The sequence below is a fragment of the Vibrio cholerae genome, from assembly GCF_008369605.1.
GTDB lineage: Bacteria > Pseudomonadota > Gammaproteobacteria > Enterobacterales > Vibrionaceae > Vibrio > Vibrio cholerae.
The window spans coordinates 926,747-951,999 of the sequence record NZ_CP043556.1 but is presented as its reverse complement, the minus strand read 5'-3'; the positions used below and the strand labels follow the sequence as shown (position 1 = coordinate 951,999).

27 protein-coding genes and 1 pseudogene are annotated in these 25,253 nt (G+C 45.5%); 7 read left to right on the top strand and 21 right to left on the bottom strand.

What is annotated here, in order from left to right:
• Positions 1-131: 131 nt before the first annotated feature.
• The 4 genes from F0316_RS18325 to F0316_RS18310 all read right to left on the bottom strand — a co-directional run bounded on the left by F0316_RS18325 (position 132) and on the right by F0316_RS18310 (position 2,278).
• A complete protein-coding gene (locus F0316_RS18325) occupies positions 132-383 on the bottom strand; it encodes a hypothetical protein (RefSeq protein WP_001128284.1) in 252 nt (83 codons plus the stop codon).
• Positions 384-531: 148 nt separating this feature from the next.
• The gene (locus F0316_RS18320; RefSeq protein ID WP_033932142.1) at positions 532-1,065 is read right to left on the bottom strand and encodes a GNAT family N-acetyltransferase; all 534 of its coding nucleotides are present in this window, start codon (positions 1,063-1,065) and stop codon (positions 532-534) included.
• A gap of 140 nt (positions 1,066-1,205) precedes the next feature.
• Entirely contained in the window at positions 1,206-1,772 is a 567-nt protein-coding gene (locus tag F0316_RS18315; protein ID WP_113629343.1) for a hypothetical protein, read from the bottom strand.
• Positions 1,773-2,017: 245 nt separating this feature from the next.
• Positions 2,018-2,278, bottom strand: a complete 261-nt coding sequence (locus F0316_RS18310) for a DUF3709 domain-containing protein (protein WP_172626084.1) — start codon at positions 2,276-2,278, stop codon at positions 2,018-2,020.
• Between the two features lie 325 nt (positions 2,279-2,603).
• Between F0316_RS18310 and F0316_RS18300 the strand changes: the two genes are divergently transcribed.
• Positions 2,604-2,810 (top strand): hypothetical protein, encoded by a 207-nt coding sequence (locus F0316_RS18300; RefSeq protein ID WP_149560803.1) that lies wholly within the window; start codon positions 2,604-2,606, stop codon positions 2,808-2,810.
• Here the strand turns inward: F0316_RS18300 and F0316_RS18295 are convergent.
• From F0316_RS18295 to F0316_RS18285, 3 genes and pseudogenes are all read right to left on the bottom strand, one after another.
• Positions 2,788-3,027 (bottom strand): hypothetical protein, encoded by a 240-nt coding sequence (locus F0316_RS18295; RefSeq protein ID WP_149560802.1) that lies wholly within the window; start codon positions 3,025-3,027, stop codon positions 2,788-2,790. The genes F0316_RS18300 and F0316_RS18295 overlap by 23 nt on opposite strands.
• A 781-nt stretch (positions 3,028-3,808) precedes the next feature.
• A pseudogene (locus tag F0316_RS18290) lies at positions 3,809-3,990 on the bottom strand (DUF645 family protein).
• A gap of 309 nt (positions 3,991-4,299) precedes the next feature.
• The gene (locus tag F0316_RS18285) at positions 4,300-4,923 is read right to left on the bottom strand and encodes a DUF1349 domain-containing protein (RefSeq protein WP_162810208.1); all 624 of its coding nucleotides are present in this window, start codon (positions 4,921-4,923) and stop codon (positions 4,300-4,302) included.
• A 234-nt stretch (positions 4,924-5,157) separates the two neighbouring features.
• Here F0316_RS18285 and F0316_RS18280 point away from each other — a divergent pair, with 234 nt between their 5' ends.
• Positions 5,158-5,388, top strand: a complete 231-nt coding sequence (locus tag F0316_RS18280; RefSeq protein WP_000838533.1) for a PAS factor family protein — start codon at positions 5,158-5,160, stop codon at positions 5,386-5,388.
• 183 nt (positions 5,389-5,571) lie between these two features.
• Here F0316_RS18280 and F0316_RS18275 read toward each other — a convergent pair whose 3' ends face one another.
• The 4 genes from F0316_RS18275 to F0316_RS18260 form a co-directional block, all read right to left on the bottom strand.
• The gene (locus F0316_RS18275; protein WP_033930540.1) at positions 5,572-5,832 is read right to left on the bottom strand and encodes a TIGR03643 family protein; all 261 of its coding nucleotides are present in this window, start codon (positions 5,830-5,832) and stop codon (positions 5,572-5,574) included.
• A 198-nt stretch (positions 5,833-6,030) separates the two neighbouring features.
• Entirely contained in the window at positions 6,031-6,600 is a 570-nt protein-coding gene (locus F0316_RS18270; RefSeq protein WP_000686204.1) for a flavodoxin family protein, read from the bottom strand.
• Positions 6,601-6,753: 153 nt separating this feature from the next.
• Entirely contained in the window at positions 6,754-7,305 is a 552-nt protein-coding gene (locus F0316_RS18265) for a hypothetical protein (RefSeq protein WP_000672156.1), read from the bottom strand.
• A gap of 137 nt (positions 7,306-7,442) precedes the next feature.
• The gene (locus tag F0316_RS18260; protein ID WP_149560873.1) at positions 7,443-8,048 is read right to left on the bottom strand and encodes an HAD family hydrolase; all 606 of its coding nucleotides are present in this window, start codon (positions 8,046-8,048) and stop codon (positions 7,443-7,445) included.
• 291 nt (positions 8,049-8,339) lie between these two features.
• Here F0316_RS18260 and intIA point away from each other — a divergent pair, with 291 nt between their 5' ends.
• Entirely contained in the window at positions 8,340-9,302 is a 963-nt protein-coding gene (intIA, locus tag F0316_RS18255; RefSeq protein WP_149560801.1) for an integron integrase IntIA, read from the top strand.
• An 81-nt stretch (positions 9,303-9,383) separates the two neighbouring features.
• Here intIA and rplT read toward each other — a convergent pair whose 3' ends face one another.
• The 6 genes from rplT to F0316_RS18225 all read right to left on the bottom strand — a co-directional run bounded on the left by rplT (position 9,384) and on the right by F0316_RS18225 (position 14,851).
• A complete protein-coding gene (rplT, locus tag F0316_RS18250) occupies positions 9,384-9,737 on the bottom strand; it encodes a 50S ribosomal protein L20 (protein ID WP_001138366.1) in 354 nt (117 codons plus the stop codon).
• A gap of 41 nt (positions 9,738-9,778) precedes the next feature.
• Positions 9,779-9,973, bottom strand: a complete 195-nt coding sequence (rpmI, locus tag F0316_RS18245) for a 50S ribosomal protein L35 (RefSeq protein WP_001885060.1) — start codon at positions 9,971-9,973, stop codon at positions 9,779-9,781.
• A gap of 103 nt (positions 9,974-10,076) precedes the next feature.
• A complete protein-coding gene (gene infC / locus F0316_RS18240; protein WP_217633082.1) occupies positions 10,077-10,565 on the bottom strand; it encodes a translation initiation factor IF-3 in 489 nt (162 codons plus the stop codon).
• 66 nt (positions 10,566-10,631) lie between these two features.
• On the bottom strand, positions 10,632-12,560 hold the full coding sequence (thrS, locus tag F0316_RS18235; RefSeq protein WP_001121787.1) for a threonine--tRNA ligase: 1,929 nt from the start codon (positions 12,558-12,560) through the stop codon (positions 10,632-10,634).
• Between the two features lie 293 nt (positions 12,561-12,853).
• Positions 12,854-13,984, bottom strand: coding sequence for a glycine cleavage system aminomethyltransferase GcvT (gene gcvT, locus F0316_RS18230; RefSeq protein ID WP_000139210.1), 1,131 nt, complete (start codon positions 13,982-13,984; stop codon positions 12,854-12,856).
• Positions 13,985-14,227: 243 nt separating this feature from the next.
• Complete coding sequence (locus F0316_RS18225) at positions 14,228-14,851, bottom strand: helix-turn-helix domain-containing protein (RefSeq protein WP_001287801.1); 624 nt, start codon at positions 14,849-14,851, stop codon at positions 14,228-14,230.
• 387 nt (positions 14,852-15,238) lie between these two features.
• On the opposite strand from F0316_RS18225, the gene F0316_RS18220 reads away from it, so the two are divergent.
• The 3 genes from F0316_RS18220 to gcvP all read left to right on the top strand — a co-directional run bounded on the left by F0316_RS18220 (position 15,239) and on the right by gcvP (position 19,971).
• Complete coding sequence (locus tag F0316_RS18220; protein WP_148520683.1) at positions 15,239-16,546, top strand: serine hydroxymethyltransferase; 1,308 nt, start codon at positions 15,239-15,241, stop codon at positions 16,544-16,546.
• A 36-nt stretch (positions 16,547-16,582) separates the two neighbouring features.
• A complete protein-coding gene (gene gcvH / locus F0316_RS18215; protein WP_000361811.1) occupies positions 16,583-16,963 on the top strand; it encodes a glycine cleavage system protein GcvH in 381 nt (126 codons plus the stop codon).
• A 143-nt stretch (positions 16,964-17,106) separates the two neighbouring features.
• The gene (gene gcvP, locus F0316_RS18210; RefSeq protein ID WP_148522946.1) at positions 17,107-19,971 is read left to right on the top strand and encodes an aminomethyl-transferring glycine dehydrogenase; all 2,865 of its coding nucleotides are present in this window, start codon (positions 17,107-17,109) and stop codon (positions 19,969-19,971) included.
• A 280-nt stretch (positions 19,972-20,251) separates the two neighbouring features.
• Here gcvP and F0316_RS18205 read toward each other — a convergent pair whose 3' ends face one another.
• On the bottom strand, positions 20,252-20,971 hold the full coding sequence (locus F0316_RS18205; RefSeq protein ID WP_114736123.1) for a carbonic anhydrase: 720 nt from the start codon (positions 20,969-20,971) through the stop codon (positions 20,252-20,254).
• A gap of 216 nt (positions 20,972-21,187) precedes the next feature.
• Here F0316_RS18205 and F0316_RS18200 point away from each other — a divergent pair, with 216 nt between their 5' ends.
• Positions 21,188-21,622: a hypothetical protein gene (locus F0316_RS18200; RefSeq protein WP_000439044.1), complete on the top strand. Its 435-nt coding sequence runs from the start codon at positions 21,188-21,190 to the stop codon at positions 21,620-21,622.
• A gap of 94 nt (positions 21,623-21,716) precedes the next feature.
• Here F0316_RS18200 and F0316_RS18195 read toward each other — a convergent pair whose 3' ends face one another.
• The 3 genes from F0316_RS18195 to F0316_RS18185 form a co-directional block, all read right to left on the bottom strand.
• Positions 21,717-22,064 carry a helix-turn-helix domain-containing protein gene (locus F0316_RS18195; RefSeq protein ID WP_000422463.1) on the bottom strand — a complete coding sequence of 116 codons (348 nt, stop codon included), beginning with the start codon at positions 22,062-22,064 and terminating at the stop codon, positions 21,717-21,719.
• Between the two features lie 177 nt (positions 22,065-22,241).
• A complete protein-coding gene (locus tag F0316_RS18190; RefSeq protein ID WP_000752355.1) occupies positions 22,242-23,378 on the bottom strand; it encodes a D-alanyl-D-alanine carboxypeptidase family protein in 1,137 nt (378 codons plus the stop codon).
• A gap of 198 nt (positions 23,379-23,576) precedes the next feature.
• Positions 23,577-25,250 (bottom strand): pyridoxal phosphate-dependent decarboxylase family protein, encoded by a 1,674-nt coding sequence (locus tag F0316_RS18185; protein ID WP_002052632.1) that lies wholly within the window; start codon positions 25,248-25,250, stop codon positions 23,577-23,579.
• Positions 25,251-25,253 lie beyond the last annotated feature (3 nt).

Here is a 25,253-nt window from a genome sequence, read left to right as displayed (position 1 = left end):
AAACTCAAACATAACAACCGTAACCACCGCGGCTCAATGGGACTGGAAACGCCACGCGTTGACAGTCCCTCTTGAGGCGTTTGTTATGTGCCGATGCTCGAACATCAGGACAACAACTAATGTGAAGACTACTACCAACCAAGAAATAAGGTTTTAATACGACTTGGCACAGTCGCAGGTCTAATATTTACGATATCTGAACTTTGAAAATTGTATTTATCAGGAGATTCATCAACAGTTGGCTCAAAAGCTACCTTGTCTCGCACACTTAAATCGTAGAGTATGACTCCAGACCTCAATCTCACATCAACTTTGTACAAATCCCAGTGTAAATTAGAGCCACATTTTGACCTTAACTCATCTGGAATCTCAATTAGCGGCATTACTCTCTCCGTTTCAACTCGTATGCACATAACGCCCGCCTAAGGGGCTGGCAACGCATAACACTAAACTCAAACACAACAACCGAAACCACCGCGGCTCAATGGGACTGGAAACGCCGCGCGTTGACAGTCCCGCTTGAGGCGTTTGTTAGTTGCGTTCTTCCCATTCGCTTCGAATCACACCATATTTCACTGAATCATAATAGATCCCTTGGTAATAACGAACTTTGCGCAGCCGTGCCTCTTGCTTCAAACCTAGCTTTGTCGCTAATGACATCATGCGATCATTTCCCGACCATGTTGTCATGCCTACCCGCTCTATTTCTTGTGTTTCGAACAGATACGAAATCCATTGAGATAATGCTATTGATGCGATCCCTTTTCCCCAATAACTTTCGTCATAAATGACAATACCAGCTTCAAGCCAACGGGTTTCCTCACATTCCCAATAACAACTCACCGTCCCAACGGGTAATTCATTACAAATGACTAACTGCATATCTGAACCAACCAATAACCGTTGGAAGGTTGAATCCGCAAAATCAGCCAAAGTCGGATGAGAATACGGAAAGTAAGGAGCATTAAATCGAGTCCATTCGTTATGCTCAGTCATCAGCTTAAACACAAGCTCTAACTCATTTTCCTGTGCTGGCCTAACATCGACTGATAAGTCATGTTTCATAGTGATTTTTCCAAAGAGCAACTAACGCCCGCCTAAGGGGCTGGCAACGCATACAACCAAACTCAAACACAACAACTACAACCACCGCAGCTCATTAGGACTAGAAACGCCACGCGTTGGCAGTCCCTTTGAGGCGTTTGTTAGGACTGTTCTTTTTTTTGAGCACTGACTTTAAAATCTTTCCAGACCGTATATAGGAAATTTAGAACTAATGGCAATAGCACAACTAAAATCAATGTTGTCGAGTCATTGGACGATTTAAGCTCTCTCAGTATCGAGTCTTGGAAAGCCTTTTGTTGAGCAACCATATTTTTTTCAATTTTGTCCAGATCAGTTTTTAGAAATTTAACCTCATCAGTCAGTCTTGCAATTGTAAGAATTTCGTCAGGCTTTGTGGGATTAATTGCTTGTCGTAGCCCGATGGTTTGGGCATTTATATTTTCAATTTTGGCTTCCAAATTCGTAATTTTCTGATTAATTACAACAAATTCAGATTTTTCGGTAGGTGGAATAGAAGCTATTTTTCCATCAACTAACTTAGCTAGCTGACTTTGAAGCATTTCTAGCTCAACCTTATTTTGTATTTCTCTTAACTTCACTAATTCAGCATCTACAGTAAATAGTGAGCTTGATTGCTCATAAATTGCAAATGTCATTGCAACTACCATAGTCAAAACCGCAAAGATTCTAGATACATTGTTTCCCATTTTTTCCTCTTAAGTCCTAACGCCCGCCTAAGGGGCTGGCAACGCACTACCACTAAACTTAAACACAACAACCGTAACCACCGCGGCTCAATGGGACTGGAAACGCCACGCGTTGACAGTCCCTCTTGAGGCGTTTGTTATGCTTAAGCTTCAACACTTTACATTTGAGCGAACTCAAGAATAATTCACTGAAATTATTGACAAAACTTCGAATTTTCTTGAGTTAGAACTGACTCAACTTTTACCTATGAAATAACCAATACAGGCTTCCATTTAGCAACTAGGCCAATGTGGAAAACCTCTCCGACAAACTCACTCACCACGCATGGGCGCAACAACTCAATGAGGCAATGACACTGAAATTTACAGCGACAGATACATTGCCGTTTCATTAGGCAGCGAAAAACAATGCTCAATTGCTGACAGACTTTAAGCCCATAAGTAAAGGCACCAAACTGCTCAAAGCGACTTGAGAGAGCAGAACTCACCTCGTGCAGACTCAACATTCCAATGAGGCAATCACTCAGAATTTACAGCGCCAGACACATTGCCGCTTCATTAGGCAGCGAAAAACAATATTGAATTGCCGACAAAACCTGAACGAAATGCCAAAGAAACCGATAACACAACCTACTGATTTTTATGGATTAAGCATAACGCTGCATTAAGTGGTGAACAACGCATAGTTGTGAACCTTAACTCTTGCTCGGAACACCGAGCGTTGTGAATCCACTTAAATGCTTTGTTAACCCTGTGTGCTGCGATGCACACGAAATATAAACCGTTACCGCAAGGTAACAACCTAAATTAACTCTCATAAGGAGAAATATTATGGATAACACAGAGAAATATATAAACATTAATGACCTTTTGGAGTGTGAATATCCTTACCAAAAAGCTGCTTTAGATTTATTCCCTAAACTTTACGCCACCTGTAAAGATGTGGAGATGGCGAAAGGTTTGACTTTAGAAATTATTTCTTGGAGTTGTAGTGTACCAAATCTATCACATGTAACTATTGATCCTGTAAAATGGTGAAAATCATTTTATACTCAAAAGCACTTACTTTTATTTTATGCTTCAATTGGTAAACATCACCTTCAGATACAAACTTTTCACCTTCCTTAGTTCGATAGGTTACAGGTAACTTAATAAGTAATGGATTGTCTGGAGTATTTAAAAATAGTTCTAATTTAATTGGTAAACCATTAATCTGAATACATTTTAATGGAGCTTTAGGATCAATATTACGCATAATTTCAATTCCCTTTAAAATGGAGAAACATAATGTTTGAAAATATTACAGATCGAGAGTTAAATCTACTTATCGCCTTTTGGGGTCTGATGTATATCAACCTACTGAGCATTATCCCTAGATTTATTGGTGGGTAAGAAAAGAATAATACTCCAAGATCCAAGGGATATTGTCAAAGATGTAGCAATATTTTGAACTGTGGTGTAGAAAGGATACTTAGATAAATCTTTAGGTGGAGACAAATAATCTGCACCAGCTAAGAATGCAAGGCAAGTTGCTATACCTAGAATAATAAAAGCAAGTATAACTATGCTTAATTTTTATTGTAGTAATCTCCGTAATCATACTTTAACTTATACATTACACATGTTACAGGTATGACTATAGCCGCTATTACACTTATTTCCATAAGAACCTCCAGTTTGTATTGATGAGGAGATTATATCGTGCAATAGATTGCACAACAATTGGAAATTAAATGAAGTACAACGTACTTCTAAAAAATAACCCACACACACGTATGTGCGATGCACATCGAAGGTGACTTACTCTGTAACGCAACGTTACGAAAGGTGATGTTTTCACACGTACGTGTGAGAGGGTTAACGCCCGCCTAAGGGGCTGGCAACGCATTACCACTAAACTCAAACACAACAACCGTAACCACCGCGGTTCAATGGGACTGGAAACGCCACGCGTTGACAGTCCCTTTGAGGCGTTTGTTAGCTTCGTAGCCTATTGTTTCCCAATAACTTTTAAACACCTTTGCTTGAAAGCGATTTTACGAAAAAGCATCACGCAAACACACGTCCAACGCCAAAAGCTGTGAAGTTAGCTGCCAAAACTTAAAACGCTCAAGGCTAAGTTGGCCACGGTTAAGAGTCCGCGACAAAGAAAGCACACTTTCAGCGATGATGCAGCCTTTGTGAAACCAAACTTTCCGTGTGGAGCATCCAACAAAATGGAAGCATCGAGGTTTGTTAGCTTACGGCGGCTTTGAAACTGCTGAAATTTCAATACGCTCTACCAAATCAACATCAGGCAAAACTCAAAAGCTAAATTGTGCAACTTGAACGCTAAAAGCTGAATCTTCAGAATAATTAAACCCAGACTTTGATGAATTTTGCTTCAAGAAGCTAACGCCCGCCTAAGGGGCTGACAACGCATAACACTAAACTCAAACACAACAACCGAAACCACCGCGGCTCAATGGGACTGGAAACGCCACGCGTTGACAGTCCCTCTTGAGGCGTTTGTTATGTGAATTTGAGCCTAGTGAGCTAACCATTTACAAGGCTCCAGGCTCATTTCGGTAAATTTTGCTGTAAACGATGATTCTGAAGGACTACACGCATAAACTCCAAAACTGGCCACTTTTTGTATCGGCAAAGGGGGATTACATTTACCCATTTCTATCGTAGTCTCTCCCAACTGATGTAAGTGAAAGATACGCATCTGGTTAAAAACCAAGCCATCAAACGAGGATTCGATAAGAAAATCTGGCCCTCTACGACTTAAACGATACCAAATCTCTTTAGGAAGCGGGATATCGGTAGTTGCCCAATCTGAATACCCTAAATTTGTAACTACACTACCAAGTCTAGAAAATGATTGATTTTCGTACTCTATCGAAGCTTTAAACCAATTTTCATTATCGATATAAACGATCAATCCACATTGATCAAACAGCTGTTGATAAGCAAAACTTACCTTAGCGGTAAATGTGAAATTGTCTTTTGAGTCAATCAATAATGCAGGAGCATTTTCATTACGAAAACCATAATAAGAACGTTGCCAAAAATCTGTTTTCGGCTCAGTAGTTATCGACACAAACTCTGAAGTGACTTCACTCACTTTCGGTTCAGAAATCCACTTCCCAGCAGTAAAATTTACCATTACCAATCTCTTTGTTGTTCACAAAATTCACATAACGCCCGCCTAAGGGGCTGGCAACGCATTACACCAAACTCAAAAAACAACAACCGTAACCACCGCGACTCATTGGGACTGGAAACGCCACGCGTTGACAGTCCCTCTTGAGGCGTTTGTTATGTGATTGTTGCTCACGACTTGCATCTAACTTATCGATATAATCAATAAGCACCCAACACCATAATAAGGAAAAATTATATGAAATCTCTTATTTCTGAAACTTTAATCAACCTTGCAAACCAAGAACCAGAACAACATGCTGAAACTCGGCAACTTCTGTATGAACAACTGGATTTGTCTTTCGAGAAACAACTCGCTTTGTATTCTTGCGTTCTAGGACCAGCAAGCTCTGGAAAACTCGAAAACAGCAGAGACTTCACTAAAGCAATTGATAGCGCGATTAGAATAATAGAAATGCCTGAACACTAGTATGTTCGCCATCTATAATACAGCCCACACCAGAAGGGCTGTTTTTGTTTATGCTCAATCACATAACGCCCGCCTAAGGGGCTGACAACGCATTACCACTAAACCCAAACACAACAACTGCAACCACCGCGGCTCAATGGGACTGGAAACGCCACGCGTTGACAGTCCCTCTTGAGGCGTTTGTTAGGTGTGGAGAGGCTGTCTATGCTTATACTGCGTTTTACAATAACCTCTAGATACATCTACACCACGTAACTTGACATGTTTGGTACTACGTCCTGAAACGCGTTTACGCCATAGTTTGAAACTGCTTGAGTTAAGTCGGCTGCGCATAAACCTAATAACATCAGACTCATTTAAACCAAATTGAAACTCTATCGCCTCGAATGGAGTACGATCTTCCCATGCCATTTCTATAATTCTTGACTCAACTTCTTGGTTCATGTCCACATTAAATAGCCAAATTTCGGAATGACCAGTTTTACGTTCAAGCATGACGTTTGGTTCAGATATCTAATGAACACCTAACGCCCGCTTAAGGGGCTGGCAACGCTACCGCACAGCTTAAACCAACAGCCGTAACCACTTCGGTTCAATGGGACTGGAAACGCTACGCGTTGACAGTCCCGCTTGAAGTGTTTGTTATGTTTTGGGCTTAAGTTTAGAAACCAGACCCACAACCCTCTGCCCTAAATACTTCGCTGAAAGTAAGTCAACCTCGTCAGCAACACCATCAACTGATTGAGAAACAACACCAAGCTGGCAGCCAAAACGATTTAAACCTTGATCTTTATAACCATGAGCCAAATCTAGGCCAACCCAATACATACCGTGTTGATTTGCCAAAGTAACCAAATAATTTAGCGTACTTGATTGATCGCCATTCGGAGCGCTACCACTTGTAAAACCAGCCGCCACTTTACTTGACCACATTTGCTCACTCCAAAACTCACTACTTGCGTCAGCAAATGCTTTGAATTGAGCAGAAACGCCACCCATATATGTAGGTGAGCCCATTATGATGGCATCACATTCGAGTAGACTTTCGAAAAGTGTGGGGTTGATAAACCGACCCTCTACAATTTCCTTTCCGTCAATACGATGTTCAAGAACAACTGCATTCGGCTCTGCGCCACAGATCCCTTTGATAACTTCTTGCGCCAACTTTCCTGTAACATCTGTTTTAGTAAAGTAAATTACCGCTATTTTCACTGATGTGTCCTTTTTCTACGGAAAAACATAACGCCCTGTTAAGGGGTGAGCAACGCAATACCGAAGCCGCCGCATACCACCTTAAACACTTAAGTCAACGCATAGTAAAAGTGCCACGCGTTGCGAATCCCTCTTAAACAGTTTGTTATGTGCCTATTTATCAAATGCTGATTTATATAGGTTATAGCTAGAGTTTAGCGATTGTGCTAAGTCAGAAATTTCAATTAGAACAAGCCCGATATCGTCTCTTTCTGTCACGATATAGGCTTCAAACCAAAAACTTAAGGTATTACCGAGCTGGACTGTATCACCTACAATCGGCGGTAAACCAATAGTTCGTATTTGAACATTATCACCAGACCTTGATAGATCACGAACCCACCAAGAAAGAAATTCTAATGCTTGCAGCCCTAATGCATCCTTTTGAATCTCAAATACAACATTAATTAAAATTTCATTATTAAGGTTTCCTCCACTCCTTCTATACATTGATATTGGTAAATCAGCATATTCTCTAGGAAAATAAATCTCGTTTAATGTAACAATATCTTCTTTCGAGTAATGATGCTTACCTACTTCGGCAGTCCTAATTCCAGGTATAGCTTGAAATGCTTTCTTAAGTGCTACTACCTCTGAAGGCATATCATTTGCGTAAACAGAACTAACCATAAAGGCAAAAGAAATAAGTATTAATCGAAACTTCAAAATTACTCCTTGGCACATAACGCTCGCCTAAGGGGCTGGCAACGCATTACCACTAAACTCAATCACAACAGCCGAAACCACCGCGGCTCAATGGGACTGGAAACGCTACGCGTTGACAGTCCCTCTTGAGGCGTTTGTTATACGAACATTTCCTCGTATGTACAGATTGCTTTTATTGCACCACTTAGATCATTTTTGCCATTGAAGCTATGCTTAATAGCAATGACGTCACAACCACTTGACTTTCCAGCTAGGATACCCGCTGTAGAATCTTCAAACACTATTGTTTGTGCTGGTGAAGCTGCTAATTTGGCAAGAGCTAAAGTGTAAGCTTCAGGGTCAGGTTTATGCTTAGTTACATGCTCTTGTGTGATAACAAGGTCAAAAGCATTATCTAGCTGCAACGAGGTTAGAATTTTCTCTACCATCCATGTTGCTGCTGAACTCACAACACCACATTTTTTGCCCGATAGTTTCAACTGTTCTATATAAGCCTTCGCTCCAATATTGAGCTCAAGCTCGTCATTGAGCATTTGTTCGTAGTGAGCGCGAAAGTAGCGATTGAACTCTGTTAAATCAGGAGCAATATTAGCTTTTTTAAAGAAGTGCCCCGTTACAACCTGCCAACTTTCACCCATAACATCTTTATATATATTGTTATCTACGTGCGCGCCATAATCAGAGCACGCCAATGCTAACGCTTTGCCCTTTAAAGGCTCTGAGTTTACTAATGTTCCGTCCATATCGAACAGATAAACTTCATAATCTTTCAATTCACTCTCCGTGCTAAATTTTACGAGTTCGTATAACGCTTTCTAGACAGCTTCTTACCTTTCCAACAGGTAGGCTACCGCTATCTAATTAATAGACTACTGGGTGCATACTACCATAACAACCTTCTAAATCAGTATGTTGAGCATCACACCATTCAAAAATCTCAGCTTATAGATTGCTGATGTCTGCATAGCCTCTTGACATAAAAACAACCAACAAATACTGTATAAATAACCAGTTAAATATTCAGTGAGAACTATATGAAATCCCAGTTTTTGTTAAGTGTTCGCGAATTTATGCAAACTCGATACTATGCCAAAAAAACCATAGAAGCTTACCTTCATTGGATCACTCGTTACATCCATTTTCATAATAAAAAGCACCCTAGCTTAATGGGAGATAAAGAGGTCGAAGAATTTTTAACATACTTAGCCGTGCAAGGTAAAGTGGCCACAAAGACTCAATCACTAGCCTTGAACTCACTCAGTTTTCTATACAAAGAAATTCTAAAAACACCCCTTTCTCTTGAGATCCACTTTCAACGCTCGCAACTAGAACGAAAGTTACCGGTTGTACTGACTAGAGATGAGATTCGACGTTTACTTGAAATTGTCGATCCTAAGCATCAACTTCCCATCAAGTTACTCTACGGTTCGGGGTTAAGGTTGATGGAGTGTATGCGCTTGAGAGTCCAAGATATCGATTTTGATTATGGTGCAATCAGAATCTGGCAAGGTAAGGGGGGTAAAAATCGCACGGTAACATTAGCAAAAGAACTCTATCCGCATCTCAAAGAGCAAATTGCGCTAGCAAAACGCTATTACGATCGAGACTTGCACCAAAAAAACTACGGCGGGGTTTGGCTGCCCACAGCCTTAAAAGAAAAGTATCCAAATGCACCTTATGAATTTCGTTGGCACTATCTTTTTCCGTCTTTTCAGTTATCTCTAGATCCGGAATCCGATGTGATGCGTCGCCATTATATAAACGAAACGGTACTACAAAAAGCGGTGAGAAGATCGGCTCAAGAAGCGGGGATTGAAAAGACCGTGACTTGCCACACTCTCAGACATTCATTTGCAACACATTTGCTTGAAGTGGGGGCTGATATACGTACCGTACAAGAGCAACTAGGACATACCGATGTAAAAACGACACAGATTTACACTCATGTTCTTGATAGAGGTGCAAGCGGTGTTTTAAGCCCATTATCTCGTCTTTAGCATGGGTTCTTTGCGAAATCATGAGATTTCACAGATAGAAAAAAGGGAGCATAAATGCTCCCCTTTCTTAATAACACGCTATTACAGAGCGCCTTTCGCCTTTTCAACCAGAACAGCGAATGCTGCTTTGTCGAATACTGCGATATCAGCAAGGATCTTACGATCGATCTCGATAGATGCTTTCTTCAGACCGTTGATGAAACGGCTGTAAGATAGACCATTTTGACGAGCCGCTGCGTTGATACGTGCAATCCACAGTTGACGGAATTGACGTTTCTTAGCGCGACGGTCACGGTAAGCGTATTGACCAGCTTTAATAACTGCTTGGAACGCTACACGATAAACACGTGAACGTGCACCGTAGTAACCTTTAGCTTGTTTTAAAACTTTCTTATGACGTGCACGAGCTTGTACACCACGTTTTACGCGAGGCATTATGTCTCTCCTAAACTAAACGAATATTAAACTAAAAAGAATTAAGCGTATGGAAGCATACGTGCTACAGCAGCCAGTTCGCACTTAGGCAGAATGGCGTTTGGACGCAGCTGACGCTTGTTCTTAGTAGTACGCTTAGTCAGAATGTGACGTTTAGTAGCGTGCTTGTACTTAATACCACCAGCAGTTTTCTTGAAACGCTTAGCAGCACCTTTGTTGTTTTTCATCTTAGGCATGATGAATAACTCCGCATTGTAGTAGTTAAATAACAGTGTAATCAGGGCGAATAAAACCCAGCCGCCTTTCAACGGCTAGGTTTATTACTTGTAATGCCGTTAATTACTTCTTTTTAGGGGCTAACACCATGATCATCTGGCGTGCTTCAATTTTGGTCGGGAAAGACTCAACCACTGCGAATTCGTCAGTGTCCTCTTTCAGTCGATTCAAAACGTCTACACCGATGTCTTGGTGAGCCATCTCTCGGCCACGGAAGCGAATAGTTACTTTCACTTTGTTGCCTTCTTCTAGGAAACGGATCAGGTTGCGTAGTTTTACCTGATAATCTCCCACATCAGTCCCAGGACGGAATTTGAGTTCCTTAATCTGGATCTGCTTTTGCTTCTTCTTCTGCTCTTTTGTAGCCTTGCTCTTCTCAAAGAGGAACTTGCCATAGTCCATCACACGACAGACTGGTGGCTCGGCGTTAGGGCTGATCTCAACGAGATCCAAACCAGATTCTTCTGCTGTAGCCAGTGCTTCTTGGATCGAAACGATACCTACAGACTCACCGTCTGCGCCAGTTAAACGAACTTCACGAACGCCACGAATTTCACCGTTTAAACGATGCTGGTTTTGCTTGACCGGAACTTGGCCACGTCTTCCGCCTTTAATAGTTTATTCCTCCAGATTAAGCTTACGGCTTGCAATCTCAGCTTGGATATGTGCAATAAAATCATCCAATTTAAATTTACCAAGATCTTTACCTTTACGTGTACGTACTGCGATTTCGCCAGCTTCCATCTCTTGGTCGCCACAAACCAACATGTACGGAACACGCTTCAAAGTGTGTTCGCGGATTTTAAAGCCTATTTTCTCATTTCTCAAGTCTGCTTTTGCTCGAATGCCACATTTTTGTAGCTTTTGAGCGACTTCATGAGCATAGTCGGCTTGTTTATCCGTGATATTTACAACAACAGCCTGCTCTGGCGCCAACCAAGTTGGGAAGAATCCTGCGTATTCTTCAATCAGAATACCGATAAAGCGTTCAAGTGAACCCAAAATCGCACGGTGGATCATCACCGGAATTAAGCGTTCATTGCTTTCACCAACGTAAGTGGCACCTAAACGTGTAGGCAAGTTGAAATCGAGCTGCACTGTACCACATTGCCACGCACGATCTAAACAGTCGTAGAGTGTAAACTCAATTTTCGGACCATAGAACGCACCTTCGCCTTCCTGAATTTCAAATGGAATGTCCATTGCCTTCAGAGAATCGATCAGCGCTTGTTCTGATTTGTCCCAAATTTCATCGCTACCCACGCGCTTTTCAGGGCGAGTAGACAACTTCACCACGATATTTTGGAAGCCAAAAGTCGTGTAAGTGTCATACACCATCTTGATGCACGAAGTCACTTCTTGTTGAATTTGATCTTCAGTACAGAAGATATGCGCGTCATCTTGAGTAAAGCCACGCACACGCATGATACCGTGTAGTGAACCTGATGGCTCGTTACGATGACAGGAACCAAACTCAGCCATGCGCAATGGCAGATCACGGTAAGATTTCAAACCTTGGTTGAAAATCTGGATGTGACCCGGACAGTTCATCGGCTTGATCGCGTATTCACGGTTTTCTGATGAAGTGGTGAACATCGCATCAGCGTATTTGTCCCAGTGACCTGAACGTTCCCAAAGCACGCGATCCATCATCAATGGACCTTTTACTTCTTGGTAACCGTATTCGTTCAATTTTTGACGAATAAAAATTTCCAGATCACGGAAGATTGACCAACCATTGTGGTGCCAGAACACCATACCCGGCGCTTCTTGCTGCATATGGAACAGATCAAGTTGCTTACCGATTTTACGATGGTCACGTTTTGCTGCTTCTTCAAGGCGAGTTAAATGCGCTTGGAGAGCTTTCTTATCATGGAACGCGGTACCGTAGATACGCTGCAGCATTTTGTTATCGCTGTTACCACGCCAGTATGCACCTGCAATGTTCAGCAATTTGAAGTTTTGACAAAAGCCCATGTGGGGTACGTGTGGACCACGGCACATGTCAATGTATTCTTCGTGATGGTAAAGACCTGGGCGATCATCACGCGCCACGTTTTCATCAAGAATTTCCATTTTGTAGCTTTCGCCACGCGATTCAAAGGTATCGCGCGCTTCCTGCCAGCTCACTTTCTTTTTGACAACCGCGTATTTGGTTTTCGCTAACTCAACCATGCGAGCTTCGATTTTCTCAAGATCTTCTTGAGAGAGAGACTGCTCGAGATCGATGTCGTAGTAAAAACCGCTGTCGATGGTTGGACCAATCGCCATTTTCGCATTTGGGTAAAGCTGCTTCAGTGCATGGCCAAGCAAGTGCGCACATGAGTGACGCACGATTTCTAAACCATCGACTTCATCTTTCGTGGTGATGATTTCTAGGCTGGCATCGTGTTCAATCAGATCGCAAGCATCAACGCGTACACCATTCACACGACCGGCAATGGTTGCTTTCGCAAGACCTGGGCCGATAGATTGGGCAACTTCGAGAGTAGATACTGGGTTGTCAAAATGACGCTGACTACCGTCAGGAAGAGTAATAATAGGCATGTATTATCCTTACAGTGGTGTTGCACACCAAGCAACACTTGTGTGAAAAAAATTACGCTTAAATTCATTTTGTTATGAATTGCAGCGTAACGAGTTCAAAAAATTCGGTACAAATTTTGGTACAAATACGGATGCACCAGCTTAAGTACGTCGCAGCATCATAAAGCAATATGCTGAAATGACAACCGCTTTCTCGGTCAGTTGAGACTGCAAACCTCCGTTGCAAAAAGCACAAAGGAAGGTTTCCCTTCCTTTGCTAATAAGCGTTACTCATAAGAATGACACTGAAGAAATTATGCTCCGCGATAATAACGCTGAGGCACAAAAGGCATTTTTTCGACAGTCATTGGCAGCATCTTCCCGCGCACATCAGCAAACACTTCACCGCCTAAAGCGGCGTGCTCAGTGCTGACATAAGCCATGGAAACTGGTTTGTCGGCCGTTGGGCCTGCAGTTCCACTGGTCACGATACCAATCTTGTTGCCCTGCGCATCAAACAGTTCAGTGCCTTCGCGTACTGGCGCTTTGGTTTGTCCTACCAAACCGACGCGTTTACGGCTGACTTGTTTGGTTTCAATCTGGCTGAGAATGATCTCTGCACCGGGGAAGCCGCCCTCACGCGCGCCACCTTTGCGGCGAACTGGCTGAATAGCCCACAGCAAGCTTGCTTCGACTGGCGTTGTGGTTGGGTCGAGATCGTGTCCATAGAGACACAAACCACACTCCAAACGCAGTGAGTCGCGCGCACCAAGGCCTATCCACTCCACTTCTTCAAAATCCGTCAGTTTACGAGCCAGTGCCGCCGCTTTATCAGCAGGCACTGAGATTTCGTAGCCATCTTCACCGGTGTAGCCACTGCGACTGACAATACATTCTGCACCATCGATCTCAAGGAGTTGAACATCCATAAACAGCATCTTGGCAACGGCAGGTTGCAAACGTGCGAGCACCTGCGCCGCTTTGGGGCCTTGCAGCGCGAGCAGAGCGCGATCTTCAATCACTTCCATCTCAACATCCGCAGGCAGATGCGCTTTTAGATGCGCAATGTCTTGCGCTTTACACGCCGCGTTCACCACCACAAACAGATGATCCCCCATATTGGCCACCATCAAATCATCCATAATGCCACCTTGGGCATTGGTGAAAAACGCATAACGCTGTTTGCCAACAGGGAGATCAATAATATCAACCGGAACCAAGGCTTCTAAGGCGGCAGCAGCTTGAGCACCGTACAAACGCAGTTGCCCCATGTGGGAAACATCAAACAGACCTGCTGCTTCACGGGTGTGTATATGCTCTTTTTTCACCCCAAGGGCGTATTGCACTGGCATATCGTAGCCCGCAAAAGGCACCATCTTTGCGCCAACTTCAATGTGTAGCGCATGTAGCGGTGTCGTCAGTAAGGTTTCGTGTTGTTCAGTCATTCTTGTTCTCCATATAAGCCAAAGCTGCGCTTTTGGCGCAATCTACCGTGGCAAGATTCCTTTAGTGAGGAAACTATGTTTCCGATAATAAACAAGCCGAGCCCGTTTTAGAGGATTCACCAAATTTAAACAGTGCTCACCATCACAGTTAACAACATTGTTAAGGAATGGTTATCAAAAACCACCACCAACACACTCCACGTCTTGGGTTGTTATACGCGGATGTTTCGGATAGGAAACTCACTATCTTGCGGTGACCCAAAGGATCAGCGCATCCTCTTCACTCACTGAAACCAGCATGTGTCCCATGTTGGCGTCGTAATACACACTGTCCCCTTCCACCAGATGTACCGGCTCATAAAATTCGCTGTAAAACATCACCTCACCTTCGAGGATCAGCAAAAACTCTTCACCATCGTGACGCACCCAGTCGCTGTATTCTTCAAACGCTCTGGCACGCACGCGGCTTTTGAACGGCATCATCTTTTTGTTAGAAAGCTGGGTTGCCAGCAATTCATGTTCATAGGTTTGGGTTGGGTGCGGTTTTCCTGCTTCTTTACGGGTAATATCACGCCGCCCTGTCGCTACAATTTTCTTCGGTGGCTCAAAGAGTTGTGGCATATCAATCTGCAAACCATGCGCCAATTTTTGCATAGCCTGAAAGGTTGGCGAAATCTGTTCGTTTTCAATTTTGCTCAGTGTAGAGCGAGCGAGCCCAGTACGCTGGCTCGCCTCTTCAAGCGTGATACCTAATCGCGTGCGAATATCTTTGATCCGCTGACCCAGCTTGAGAGGCTCGATGCCTTGCTCGCCCGATTCGCGCGCCAAAGTGATGGATGGGTACTCATCATAAATGTCTTCTGACATGCTTTCCCTCTGGTTATAAAACTTCCTGTCTACCAAGCATTGTGGCATGAAGCGATTTGTTGATTAAAGAGTACACAGAGAAATAAAAGTACTTTTGCTAAGCAGATCAGAAACCGTGTTTCCTATAGGAAATTTTTGATTGATTGTTCTGTAAGCAAAGAGTATGTTACCGACTTGTTAGATGAAGAGATGCAATCACTCGCTGCTTTAGGCTGAATGACCAGTCAATTTCCGCGAGTTTTCGATCCCGCGCATTGGGGTTATATTGCCAAGGTTTAGGGCAATCAAGATTAGGAATGACTCAGCCGATCGTGATAGCTATCGCGATCAGAAAAAGGAGCGATAACCCCATGTTAGTGTGGTTATCAGATTGGAAGGCCATCTACTATGAATGCAAATCTAAACAAAGCTTATCCCAACGTTAGCCTTGAGAACTTCTTCTCTACCCCACTGGCGGCGACCAACGATGCGGTATTTGCCGCCATTCAAGCTGAATACACCCGCCAAAATGAACAGATCGAACTGATTGCCTCTGAAAACATCGTCTCTAAAGCCGTAATGCAGGCGCAAGGCACTTGCCTGACTAACAAATACGCCGAAGGTTATCCCGGCCGTCGTTACTACGGCGGTTGTGAGCATGTTGACAGCGTTGAGCAGATTGCTATCGAACGCGCCAAAATGCTTTTTCAGTGTCAATACGCAAACGTTCAACCACACTCAGGCGCTCAAGCGAATGGCGCGGTCATGCTTGCTCTGCTGCAACCGGGCGACACCATTATGGGTATGTCGCTAGATGCAGGCGGCCACCTAACCCATGGAGCGCGCCCTGCTCTTTCAGGTAAATGGTTCAATGCGGTGCAATACGGTGTGGATCGTCAAACCCTCGAAATTAACTACGATTCTGTTCGTGCACTGGCGTTAGAACACAAACCAAAAATGATCATCGCAGGCGGCAGTGCCATTCCACGCGTGATTGATTTTTCTAAATTCCGCGCGATTGCTGACGAAGTTGGCGCGCTGTTAATGGTCGATATGGCGCACATTGCCGGATTGGTAGCAACTGGCGCACATCCAAGCCCGCTGCCGCATGCTCATGTCGTCACCACTACCACACACAAAACTCTACGTGGCCCGCGCGGCGGCATGATTTTGACCAACAACGAAGAGATCCATAAAAAGATCAATTCTGCGGTGTTCCCCGGTTTACAAGGTGGCCCACTGATGCACGTGATTGCCGCTAAAGCAGTGGCATTTGGTGAAGCGCTCGGCCCTGAATTCCGTACTTATATTGATTCGGTGATCGATAACGCAAAAGTGCTGGCTGAAGTGTTGCAAACTCGCGGGTGTGACATTGTGACTGGCGGAACGGATACGCATCTCATGTTGGTCGATCTTAGACCTAAAGGTTTGAAAGGCAACCAAGTTGAACAAGCCTTAGAGCGTGCCGGGATCACGTGTAACAAAAATGGCATCCCATTTGACGAAGAGAAGCCTATGATTACATCGGGCATTCGTTTAGGTACGCCTGCCGGAACCAGCCGTGGTTTCGGTCGTGAAGAATTCAAACTCATCGGTGAGTGGATTGGGGATGTTCTGGATGGTTTGGTGGCCAGCCCAGAAGGCAACCCTGACGTTGAGCAACAAGTGCGTAAACAAGTGAAAGCACTGTGCCAACGCTTCCCGCTCTATCAATAGCTTTTTATCAGTACGATATTTTTTGGAGAATACGCAATGGACAAGACACTGAAGTTCACAGAAAGCCATGAATGGGTTCGCGACAACGGTGACGGTACAGTAACCATCGGCATCTCTGAGCACGCCCAAGAAATGCTCGGTGACGTAGTGTTTGTAGAGTTACCTGAAATCGATGCCGAAATTGATGCGGGTGACAGCTTTTCACTGGTTGAGTCGGTGAAAGCCGCTTCTGACATCTATGCACCAGTGACAGGTGTCGTCATTGAAGTCAACGAAGATCTGCAAAACAGCCCAGAGCTGATTAATGAAGAGCCTTACGATGGCGGCTGGATCGTGAAAGTGAAAATGTCCGATCCTGATGAACTCAAAGATCTAAAAGACGCGGAAGAGTACCTAGCTTCAATCGAAGAAGACTAAACACAATATGCATGAGAAAGCTGCCCTTCAGGGCGGCTTTTTTTCAAAGTCACTCACCGCAAATGAGTGATGTTTGATCGCCAAGTGAGTGGTGATTCCACCAAGGTTGTTCGCATGCTCACATGGAAAGAAGGTAAAGGACAATGACAGAATTACTTCACAGCCTAAGCACACAAAATGAGTTCGTTGCACGCCACAACGGGCCAGATAAACAAGAACAAGCCACCATGCTTAAAACGGTGAATGCGGACAGTTTGGATGCGCTGATCGCCCAAACCGTGCCTGCACAAATCCGTTTAGAAGCGCCAATGCAGCTCGCGCCCGCTCAAAGCGAAGCTGATATGCTGGCAACGATGAAATCGTTCGCCAAACTTAACCAGCTTAAACGGACTTTCATCGGTCAGGGTTACTACAACACCTTCACGCCTAACGTCATTTTACGTAACGTGATGGAAAACCCGGGCTGGTACACCGCTTACACTCCTTATCAGCCAGAAATCTCGCAAGGCCGTCTTGAATCGCTGCTTAACTATCAGCAGATGGTGATGGATTTAACCGCGATGGAGATTGCGAACGCGTCACTGCTGGATGAAGCGACAGCAGCGGCCGAAGCGATGGCCCTGTGTCAACGCGCAGGCAAGAGCAAAAGCAACTTGTTCTTTGTTGCCGATGACGTGCATCCACAAACCATTGAAGTGGTGAAAACTCGCGCCGCATTCCTCGGCTTTGAGGTGAAAGTCGATTCGATTGACAACATCACTCAACAAGAAGCTTTTGGCGCACTGCTGCAATACCCGGGTACAACCGGTGAAGTGCGCGATCTGACTGACATCATCGCCAAAGCACAAGCCAACAAAACCTTAGTCACCGTGGCGACCGATTTACTTGCCAGCGTGCTGCTCAAACCTGCCGGTGAAATGGGTGCTGATGTGGTGATTGGTTCAGCACAGCGCTTTGGTGTGCCTATGGGTTACGGCGGTCCACACGCGGCGTTCATGGCAACACGTGATGCGCACAAACGCACCATGCCGGGACGTGTGATCGGTGTTTCGATTGATGCGAAAGGTAACCAAGCATTGCGTATGGCAATGCAAACCCGTGAGCAGCACATTCGGCGCGAAAAAGCGACCTCAAACATCTGTACCGCACAAGCGCTGTTGGCCAACATGGCCGCGTTTTATGCGGTGTACCATGGCCCACAAGGTCTGCGCACTATTGCGCGCCGCGCTCACCACCTCACCGCGATTCTTGCTGCTGGCTTAACCAAAGCGGGTTACGAACTGGCGCATCAGCATTTCTTTGATACGCTGGCGATCAATACAGGTGCAAAAACCGATGCTCTGTACCAAGCTGCGCAACAAGCGGACATCAACCTGCGTAAACTGCCTAATCAGCTTGGCGTGAGCTTTGATGAAACCACGACAGTGGCTGACGTTGAAGCGCTCTTTGCGATCTTTGGTATTAAAGAAGAGGTTCATGCACTTTCAAACCGTATTGCGACCAATGAGCTCGCCGCGATTCCAGAAAGTTGCCGTCGTCAAAGCGCGTTTTTGACTCACCCTGTGTTTAACACACACCACAGTGAAACTCAGATGCTGCGTTATATGAAGCATCTGGAAAACAAAGATTTCTCTCTGACTCACGGCATGATCCCGCTAGGCAGTTGCACCATGAAGCTCAACGCTACCGCGGAGATGATTCCCGTCACTTGGCCTGAGTTTGGCGCACTGCATCCGTTTGTACCAAAAGCACAAGCAGCGGGCTATGCGGCATTGGCTGAAGACCTGAAGCAAAAACTGTGTGAAATCACGGGGTACGATGCTTTCTCACTGCAACCCAACTCTGGAGCTTCCGGTGAATATGCAGGTTTAGTGGCGATTCAGCGTTATCACCAAAGCCGCGGCGAAGGCCACCGCAATGTTTGCCTCATTCCAAGCTCTGCACATGGCACCAACCCAGCCACAGCGGCAATGGTGTCGATGAAAGTCGTGGTGGTGAAATGCGATGAAAACGGCAACATTGATATGGTTGACCTTGCGGACAAAATTGAAAAGCACCAAGACCATCTTTCCAGCATCATGATCACCTACCCTTCAACGCATGGTGTGTATGAACAGCAAGTGCGTGAAGTGTGTGAAATGGTGCATGCAGCAGGTGGTCAAGTTTACCTTGATGGTGCAAACATGAACGCGCAAGTGGGGCTGACCTCACCGGGCTTTATCGGCTCAGACGTATCACACCTGAACTTGCACAAAACCTTCTGTATTCCACACGGCGGCGGCGGCCCAGGCATGGGACCTATCGGTGTGAAATCGCACCTAGCACCTTTCCTGCCAGGACACATTGAAGGTGGCGTAGAGGGTTCTGATTTCGCGGTTTCCGCAGCCGATCTTGGCAGCGCGTCCATTCTGCCGATCTCTTGGGCCTACATTGCGATGATGGGTGCAGAAGGTCTGGCTGAAGCCACCAAGCTGGCGATTTTGAATGCCAACTATGTGATGGAGCGTCTGCGTCCGCATTACCCGATCCTTTACCGTGGTGCAAATGGTCGAGTGGCGCACGAGTGCATCATCGATATCCGTCCTCTGAAAGAAGAAACTGGGATTAGCGAAGAAGATATTGCCAAACGCTTGATGGACTACGGCTTCCACGCGCCAACCATGTCATTCCCAGTCGCGGGCACCTTAATGGTTGAGCCAACGGAATCGGAAGATTTGGCGGAGCTGGATCGCTTCTGTGATGCATTGATTGCGATTCGTGGCGAGATCGACAAGGTGAAAAATGGCGAATGGCCGCTTGAAAGCAACCCTCTGGTACATGCGCCACATACCCAAGCGGATCTGCGCGAAGAGAAGTGGGAGCGTCCATACTCACGTGAAATCGCCTGCTTCCCATCGGCGCACACCAAAGCCAGCAAATACTGGCCAACGGTGAATCGTGTCGATAACGTGTACGGCGATCGTAACCTCGTCTGTTCATGCCCAAGCATTGACAGTTATCAGGACTAATCGGTCATCCGGATGATCATCCGTTTAACAAAGGCGAGCCAGAGTGCTCGCCTTTTTCATAGTTTTTTCGAGCCGTCATCAAATCGCAGCAAAACAGACATCTTCTCGTCAAATCACAAAGTTAACGTTGACAGGCGGCAGTAAAGGATGACCAGCCACACGGCTTATCATCGCTGTTGTGAGACTTTTCTCGTCCCAATTTAACTTCTGTGAATTTAATTTCTGCGAAGATTTTGGCGTCCTCTTGGACGCCATTTTTTATGCCTGCTAAGCCTTGTATTTAGTCGGCTTGCAAGACAAGACGAGCATTATGCAGTTGTACGGGTCGATTATTGTGTCCCATCACGGCACTAAGCTGCTGCTCTTGTTGATTCGACACATGGGCTGGCTCTTTTAACACAATCCAACGTACACCTTCACTGCAAGGCGGCGTAGTCAATGAGCCATTGAAACGATAGTAGTGCTTCGATTCTGGGATCCAATCAGCCAAAGGGATCCCTTGCGTGAGCTGAGTCGAATTCCCTTTGGTCGGCATATCCGCCGTGAGAGCCTTAAGCAGCGGATTTTCCGACCCCACTTGGTACATCACCGCAACAACCGCCAGATTGCCTTGCTCGTCGGCATGAACAAAATGCGCTTCCAGTGGGAATTGTTTTCCTTTTAGCAAATTTTCAGAAGGGGTATGAAAGTGAAACTGCTTAAGCTGAAACGTTTTGCCATCGATCTGCAGTGGGTTATTACCACTGACTATCGCTTGTAAAGTGTGCCCGTTATTGAGCAGCCCAACCACTTGCCCTTGATAATTGAGCGTGAAAGGCTGTAGATCCGCTTCTACGCTTTGCGCGACATCAATCGGGCTTTGATTTTTACCCTCTGCGCAAAGTGGGGCAACTTTGCCCCAATGCTCCGGAGCATGCTCTCCTTCATACCCCCACTCGGAAGCCTGTACGCCGAAGCTCATACTGGCTGCCATCGCTAATACCCACGTTGTCTTTTTCATAGTCCCTCACTTAACTGGTTGATTGAATCATGGTTTAGGTTTGACATGATGCAGAATAGTATTGGCAGACAAAATGAATATGTTCGGAATATAAGATTCTAGAAACTCATCACGGCCGAATGTAATCGACAACTTACTCAAATAAGATTGACTGGCACTCACTCAAAAACTCTTTACAATGTCGCCTCCTGTTATGACCCAAAGAAGAGTAATGCCATGGAGCGTGACTACACTTATCAATGCCTGCGTGCAATGGATAAACAAGAGCTAACCGAATTCAGTTTGCGCATTTTGCACCGTTTGATCAGCGAAGAGACTTTACGCGAGTTGTACCGCTTTGATGATGAAGAATTTGAAGGCGAAGAAAAAGCACACATGGCACATATTGATGCAATGGTGAAAATGCACGCGATCGCTTTAGGCCAGCTACCTGCGATGTTTGAAGGCTCAGATCAAGCGATGCAAAATACCCAGCGCATGACACGCCTTTTGATGTGGCACTTTTATGCCATTGCCTTTCATTTAGAGCAGAGTGTGGATTTAGAAACCCATTGTGCGGAAGTGGAAAAACTGATCGCAACACAACCAGAAAATGCTCTGGCATGGTCAACCCAGTTGACCGAACTCTTATATCGTTACGCGGAATTGTAAGTCTATCGATAAAAAGTGGCAGATCTTTTACTGCCACTGGATGAGAGAGCGTCTATAAAGCCAACCGTGAGGAGCGAGCCCTTAACCAGTCAGATTATTTGGCGAGATGGGTGTACTCGATGATCACCTGATTTCCTTCGACATAGACACGTTTAATATCCCCATCGACGGTAACGCGGTTTTGCAGATGCACAAGCTTTTCACCAGAGCGAGTTTTGCGTTTTAGTGTAGGTAATACGTTGTGCGGCTCAACGTGGAGGTGCTGGCAAAAACGACTGACGAAAGACATAGACAGCGGCGCATCACCACGCAGTAGCTCCGAAAACTCCCCCTGACTCACACCAAGGCGCTTAGTCATCTCCATCTGAGTCATGTGCATTTTGGCTTTCTTAGTCATCCAGACGTCGTACAGTGCCTTACGGTCTTCTTGGTTCAGTTCCATTTCTGCCTCTCCTCGTCGTTGTTGCGAATGGCCGATACCATGCCAGAATTTTTAGAGCAACGTGTCAATCTGATGTGAGTTTGCGATGTGTGTTGATCATCGAACCACAAACTGAGATCAAAATCCCAGTTTGTAGTGAGAATACTATCGATAAGGGTAATTGACCAAAGACTGCGATCAAAACCAACCAGAGAAGAGCAGCTTGAACCAATCCATCAGACGTTTAAAGATCCCGCCCTGTTCGACAGATTCTTGGCTAACCAATTTGGCCTCGCCGACCTTTTCTTCATCAATGTAGTAGAAAATCGAGCCTACTACATCACCTTTGGCGATCGGCGCTTCGAGGTTTTTATCCAATTGGATCACAGCATTGAGTTTTTTCACGTCGCTGCGCGGCAGTGTTAAGTAGACAGTATCAGCACTGCCCAAAGCCACTTCATTTTTATCTCCATACCAGAGACGCTGATTTTGGATCACCGAGTCTTTTTGATGTGGTGTCACCGTTTCGTAAAAACGGAAACCATAACTGAGCAGTTGTTTACTTTCTGCCTCACGACTCTTCACGCTTTTTGACCCCATCACCACTGAAATGAGGCGCATCTCGCCACTGGTGGCCGAGCTGGCTAAGCTGTATCCCGCACCACTGGTGTAACCTGTTTTCATGCCGTCAACATTCATACTGCGATCGCGCAGCAGACCATTACGGTTGTGTTGAGTGATGCCGTTGTAAGTAAATGAAAGCTCACTGTACAGCGGGTAGATTTCCGGTAGATCGCGAATAATCGCACGGCCCAGTAACGCAATGTCATAGGGTGTGCTGTACAGAGCGGGATTATCCAGCCCGTGAGGGTTAGCAAACGAGCTATTGTTCATCCCCAATTGCTGCGCCCACGAGTTCATTAGACTCACAAACGCTCCTTCCGATCCAGCGACATGCTCGGCAATCGCCACACTGGCATCATTCCCTGATTGCACGATCAAGCCACGGTAAAGATCCATCAAATTGACGTAAGTGCCCACTTCAATGAACATTTTTGATGAATCTGGAAATTTCTTGGCCCATGCGTTATTGCTGATCCGCACTTGGTCATCCGCATGGATATTGCCACGCTTCATCTCTTGCCCTGCGACGTACGAGGTCATGAGTTTGGTTAAGCTGGCCGGATTGAGTTTTTGATGTGCGTTGTGTTCGACCAGAACTTTACCTGTATGGAAATCGATTAGAACATAACCGTTAGCGGCCAATTGTGGCGGCTCGGGTACGACGGTCAAAGCGGAAAAACCTAACGTTGGCACAAATGCCATACAAGCCATTGAAAACCTGACGAGAAACTTGGTGCTGGTCATAACGTGTCCCCCCAATAAAATACTAAGCAAGCAGTATAACCAACTGCGACTTTAGCACAGCTTCTCTTTACTAACTCTTACAGTTGCAGGCCGAGTACTTACATTGTGTTACAGATCCCAACCGGCTTAGCGCACCACACTCAGCCGGTCAGTCATGAAGAATGCCTATCTGAGGCTCATTTCTGCAATGAAAGCATCCAAATGAGTGCGCATGGTATGCGGGTTCATCAATACCACTTTTTCTCCCGGCAGATGCAAGCAGTGTCCCTCAGGGTCGTAATGGGTACGCGTTAGTGATTCAACCCAGTTACTGTTTAAGGTTTGCCCCTTACGCGCAAGAAAGTGGCTACGATGATACAGAGTGTGAGTCACCATCTTCTCGACATAGTCTGGATGTTGGCAGAGATCCATCTCTAGAGCGAACGCGTCATGAGCCGATTTTACACTCGGGGGGTAGAGACGAAATGCCACGCTCGGACCATGATTTTGTTCTGCAATCAGTTTGCAGTGCGTCAGTGTCGCCAACTGCGCACGCAGATAACTGGCGTTTTGTAAGCCATGCGCGAGGATGGTTTGATAGCCATCAATCCCCATCATTTGCAATGCTGAATAGGCAGCAAACACCCCAACTGCACTGCGTGAGCATTCTATCGTGGCTTGTAAATGCGTTTCTTGTTGCCGCGCGGTTTCAAAATAGGAGAAATAGCTGGGATCAGATTTGAGTGCCTGTAAATCATGCCTATTTTTTATCATCACCAAACTGGAGGTGTAGGGTACATAACCCCATTTCTGGAAATCCACGGTAAATGAATCCGCCCACTGCAGCGCACGAATTTTAGGTAGCCATTCGGTGATGGCCGATAAGGTCGCAGCATTAATCGCCAACGGGTTACGCTGTAAATCGTAACTTGCGAAAAACAGCAAACTCCACCCTACCGCTGCATCAACATGGATATGCGGTTTACGACGCACTCCGTATTGATGGCAGAGCGATTCACGGATGTCATACACCGCTTTGATATCATCCAGCGCAAACGTATCGGTCGTACCAAACGTGAGCATGATGGTTGGCACAACTTGCTCCTGCTCAAAGCAGCGACTGAGTTGGCGATGCAGATCAATCAAGTCAATTTCGTTATTGTCATTGACTCGGACACGGATCACCTGTGATTGCACACTGATCCCGAGCAGCGCCAAGTTTGTCATGTTCGAGTAGTGTCCTGCCTCAGAATTCAGCATCCGCAAGGAACCTGTCGAGATACCTTGAGAAATGGAACTGGGTAATGCTTTGCGCAGCCCAAGCAGGTATCCGTATAAATTACAAAACGTCCCCCCTTGGGTAAAAATTCCAGTCGCCTGCTCGGTAGAATAGCCCGCCAGTGAAGCAATTTGCCGTACCACCAACTTTTCTAACTCCGCCGCCATACCCGAATATTCGCCGTACACCAAATTGGGATTAGCAATCATCGCCAGTAATGCGCCGTGAATAGCGGGATCACTCGGGGTTGAAATCACATTCTCGACCGAGCGAGGATCGTCCCAATTTTTCGAATGCTGAGCGGCATAAAGAGCCACTTCATCAAATGGCTTGCCTTGGTAACGTGAAAAAGGGGGCACTTCCTCTCGGGTAGTCAGTTGTTTAAACAGATGATGATCGTAAACGGGTGACTCTCGACGCGACTGCAAAAGCGGTTGGATTTCCAACGAACGATACAGCGGCCACAATGCCGGATCGCGGGAAAAAAACTTCGCTTTTACGGCGAAGTAATGTTGCTCGAAACGCGGATTAAGCTGGTTGGCAGACAGCGCCAACCAGCGATCAGATAACACATGACTCATGAT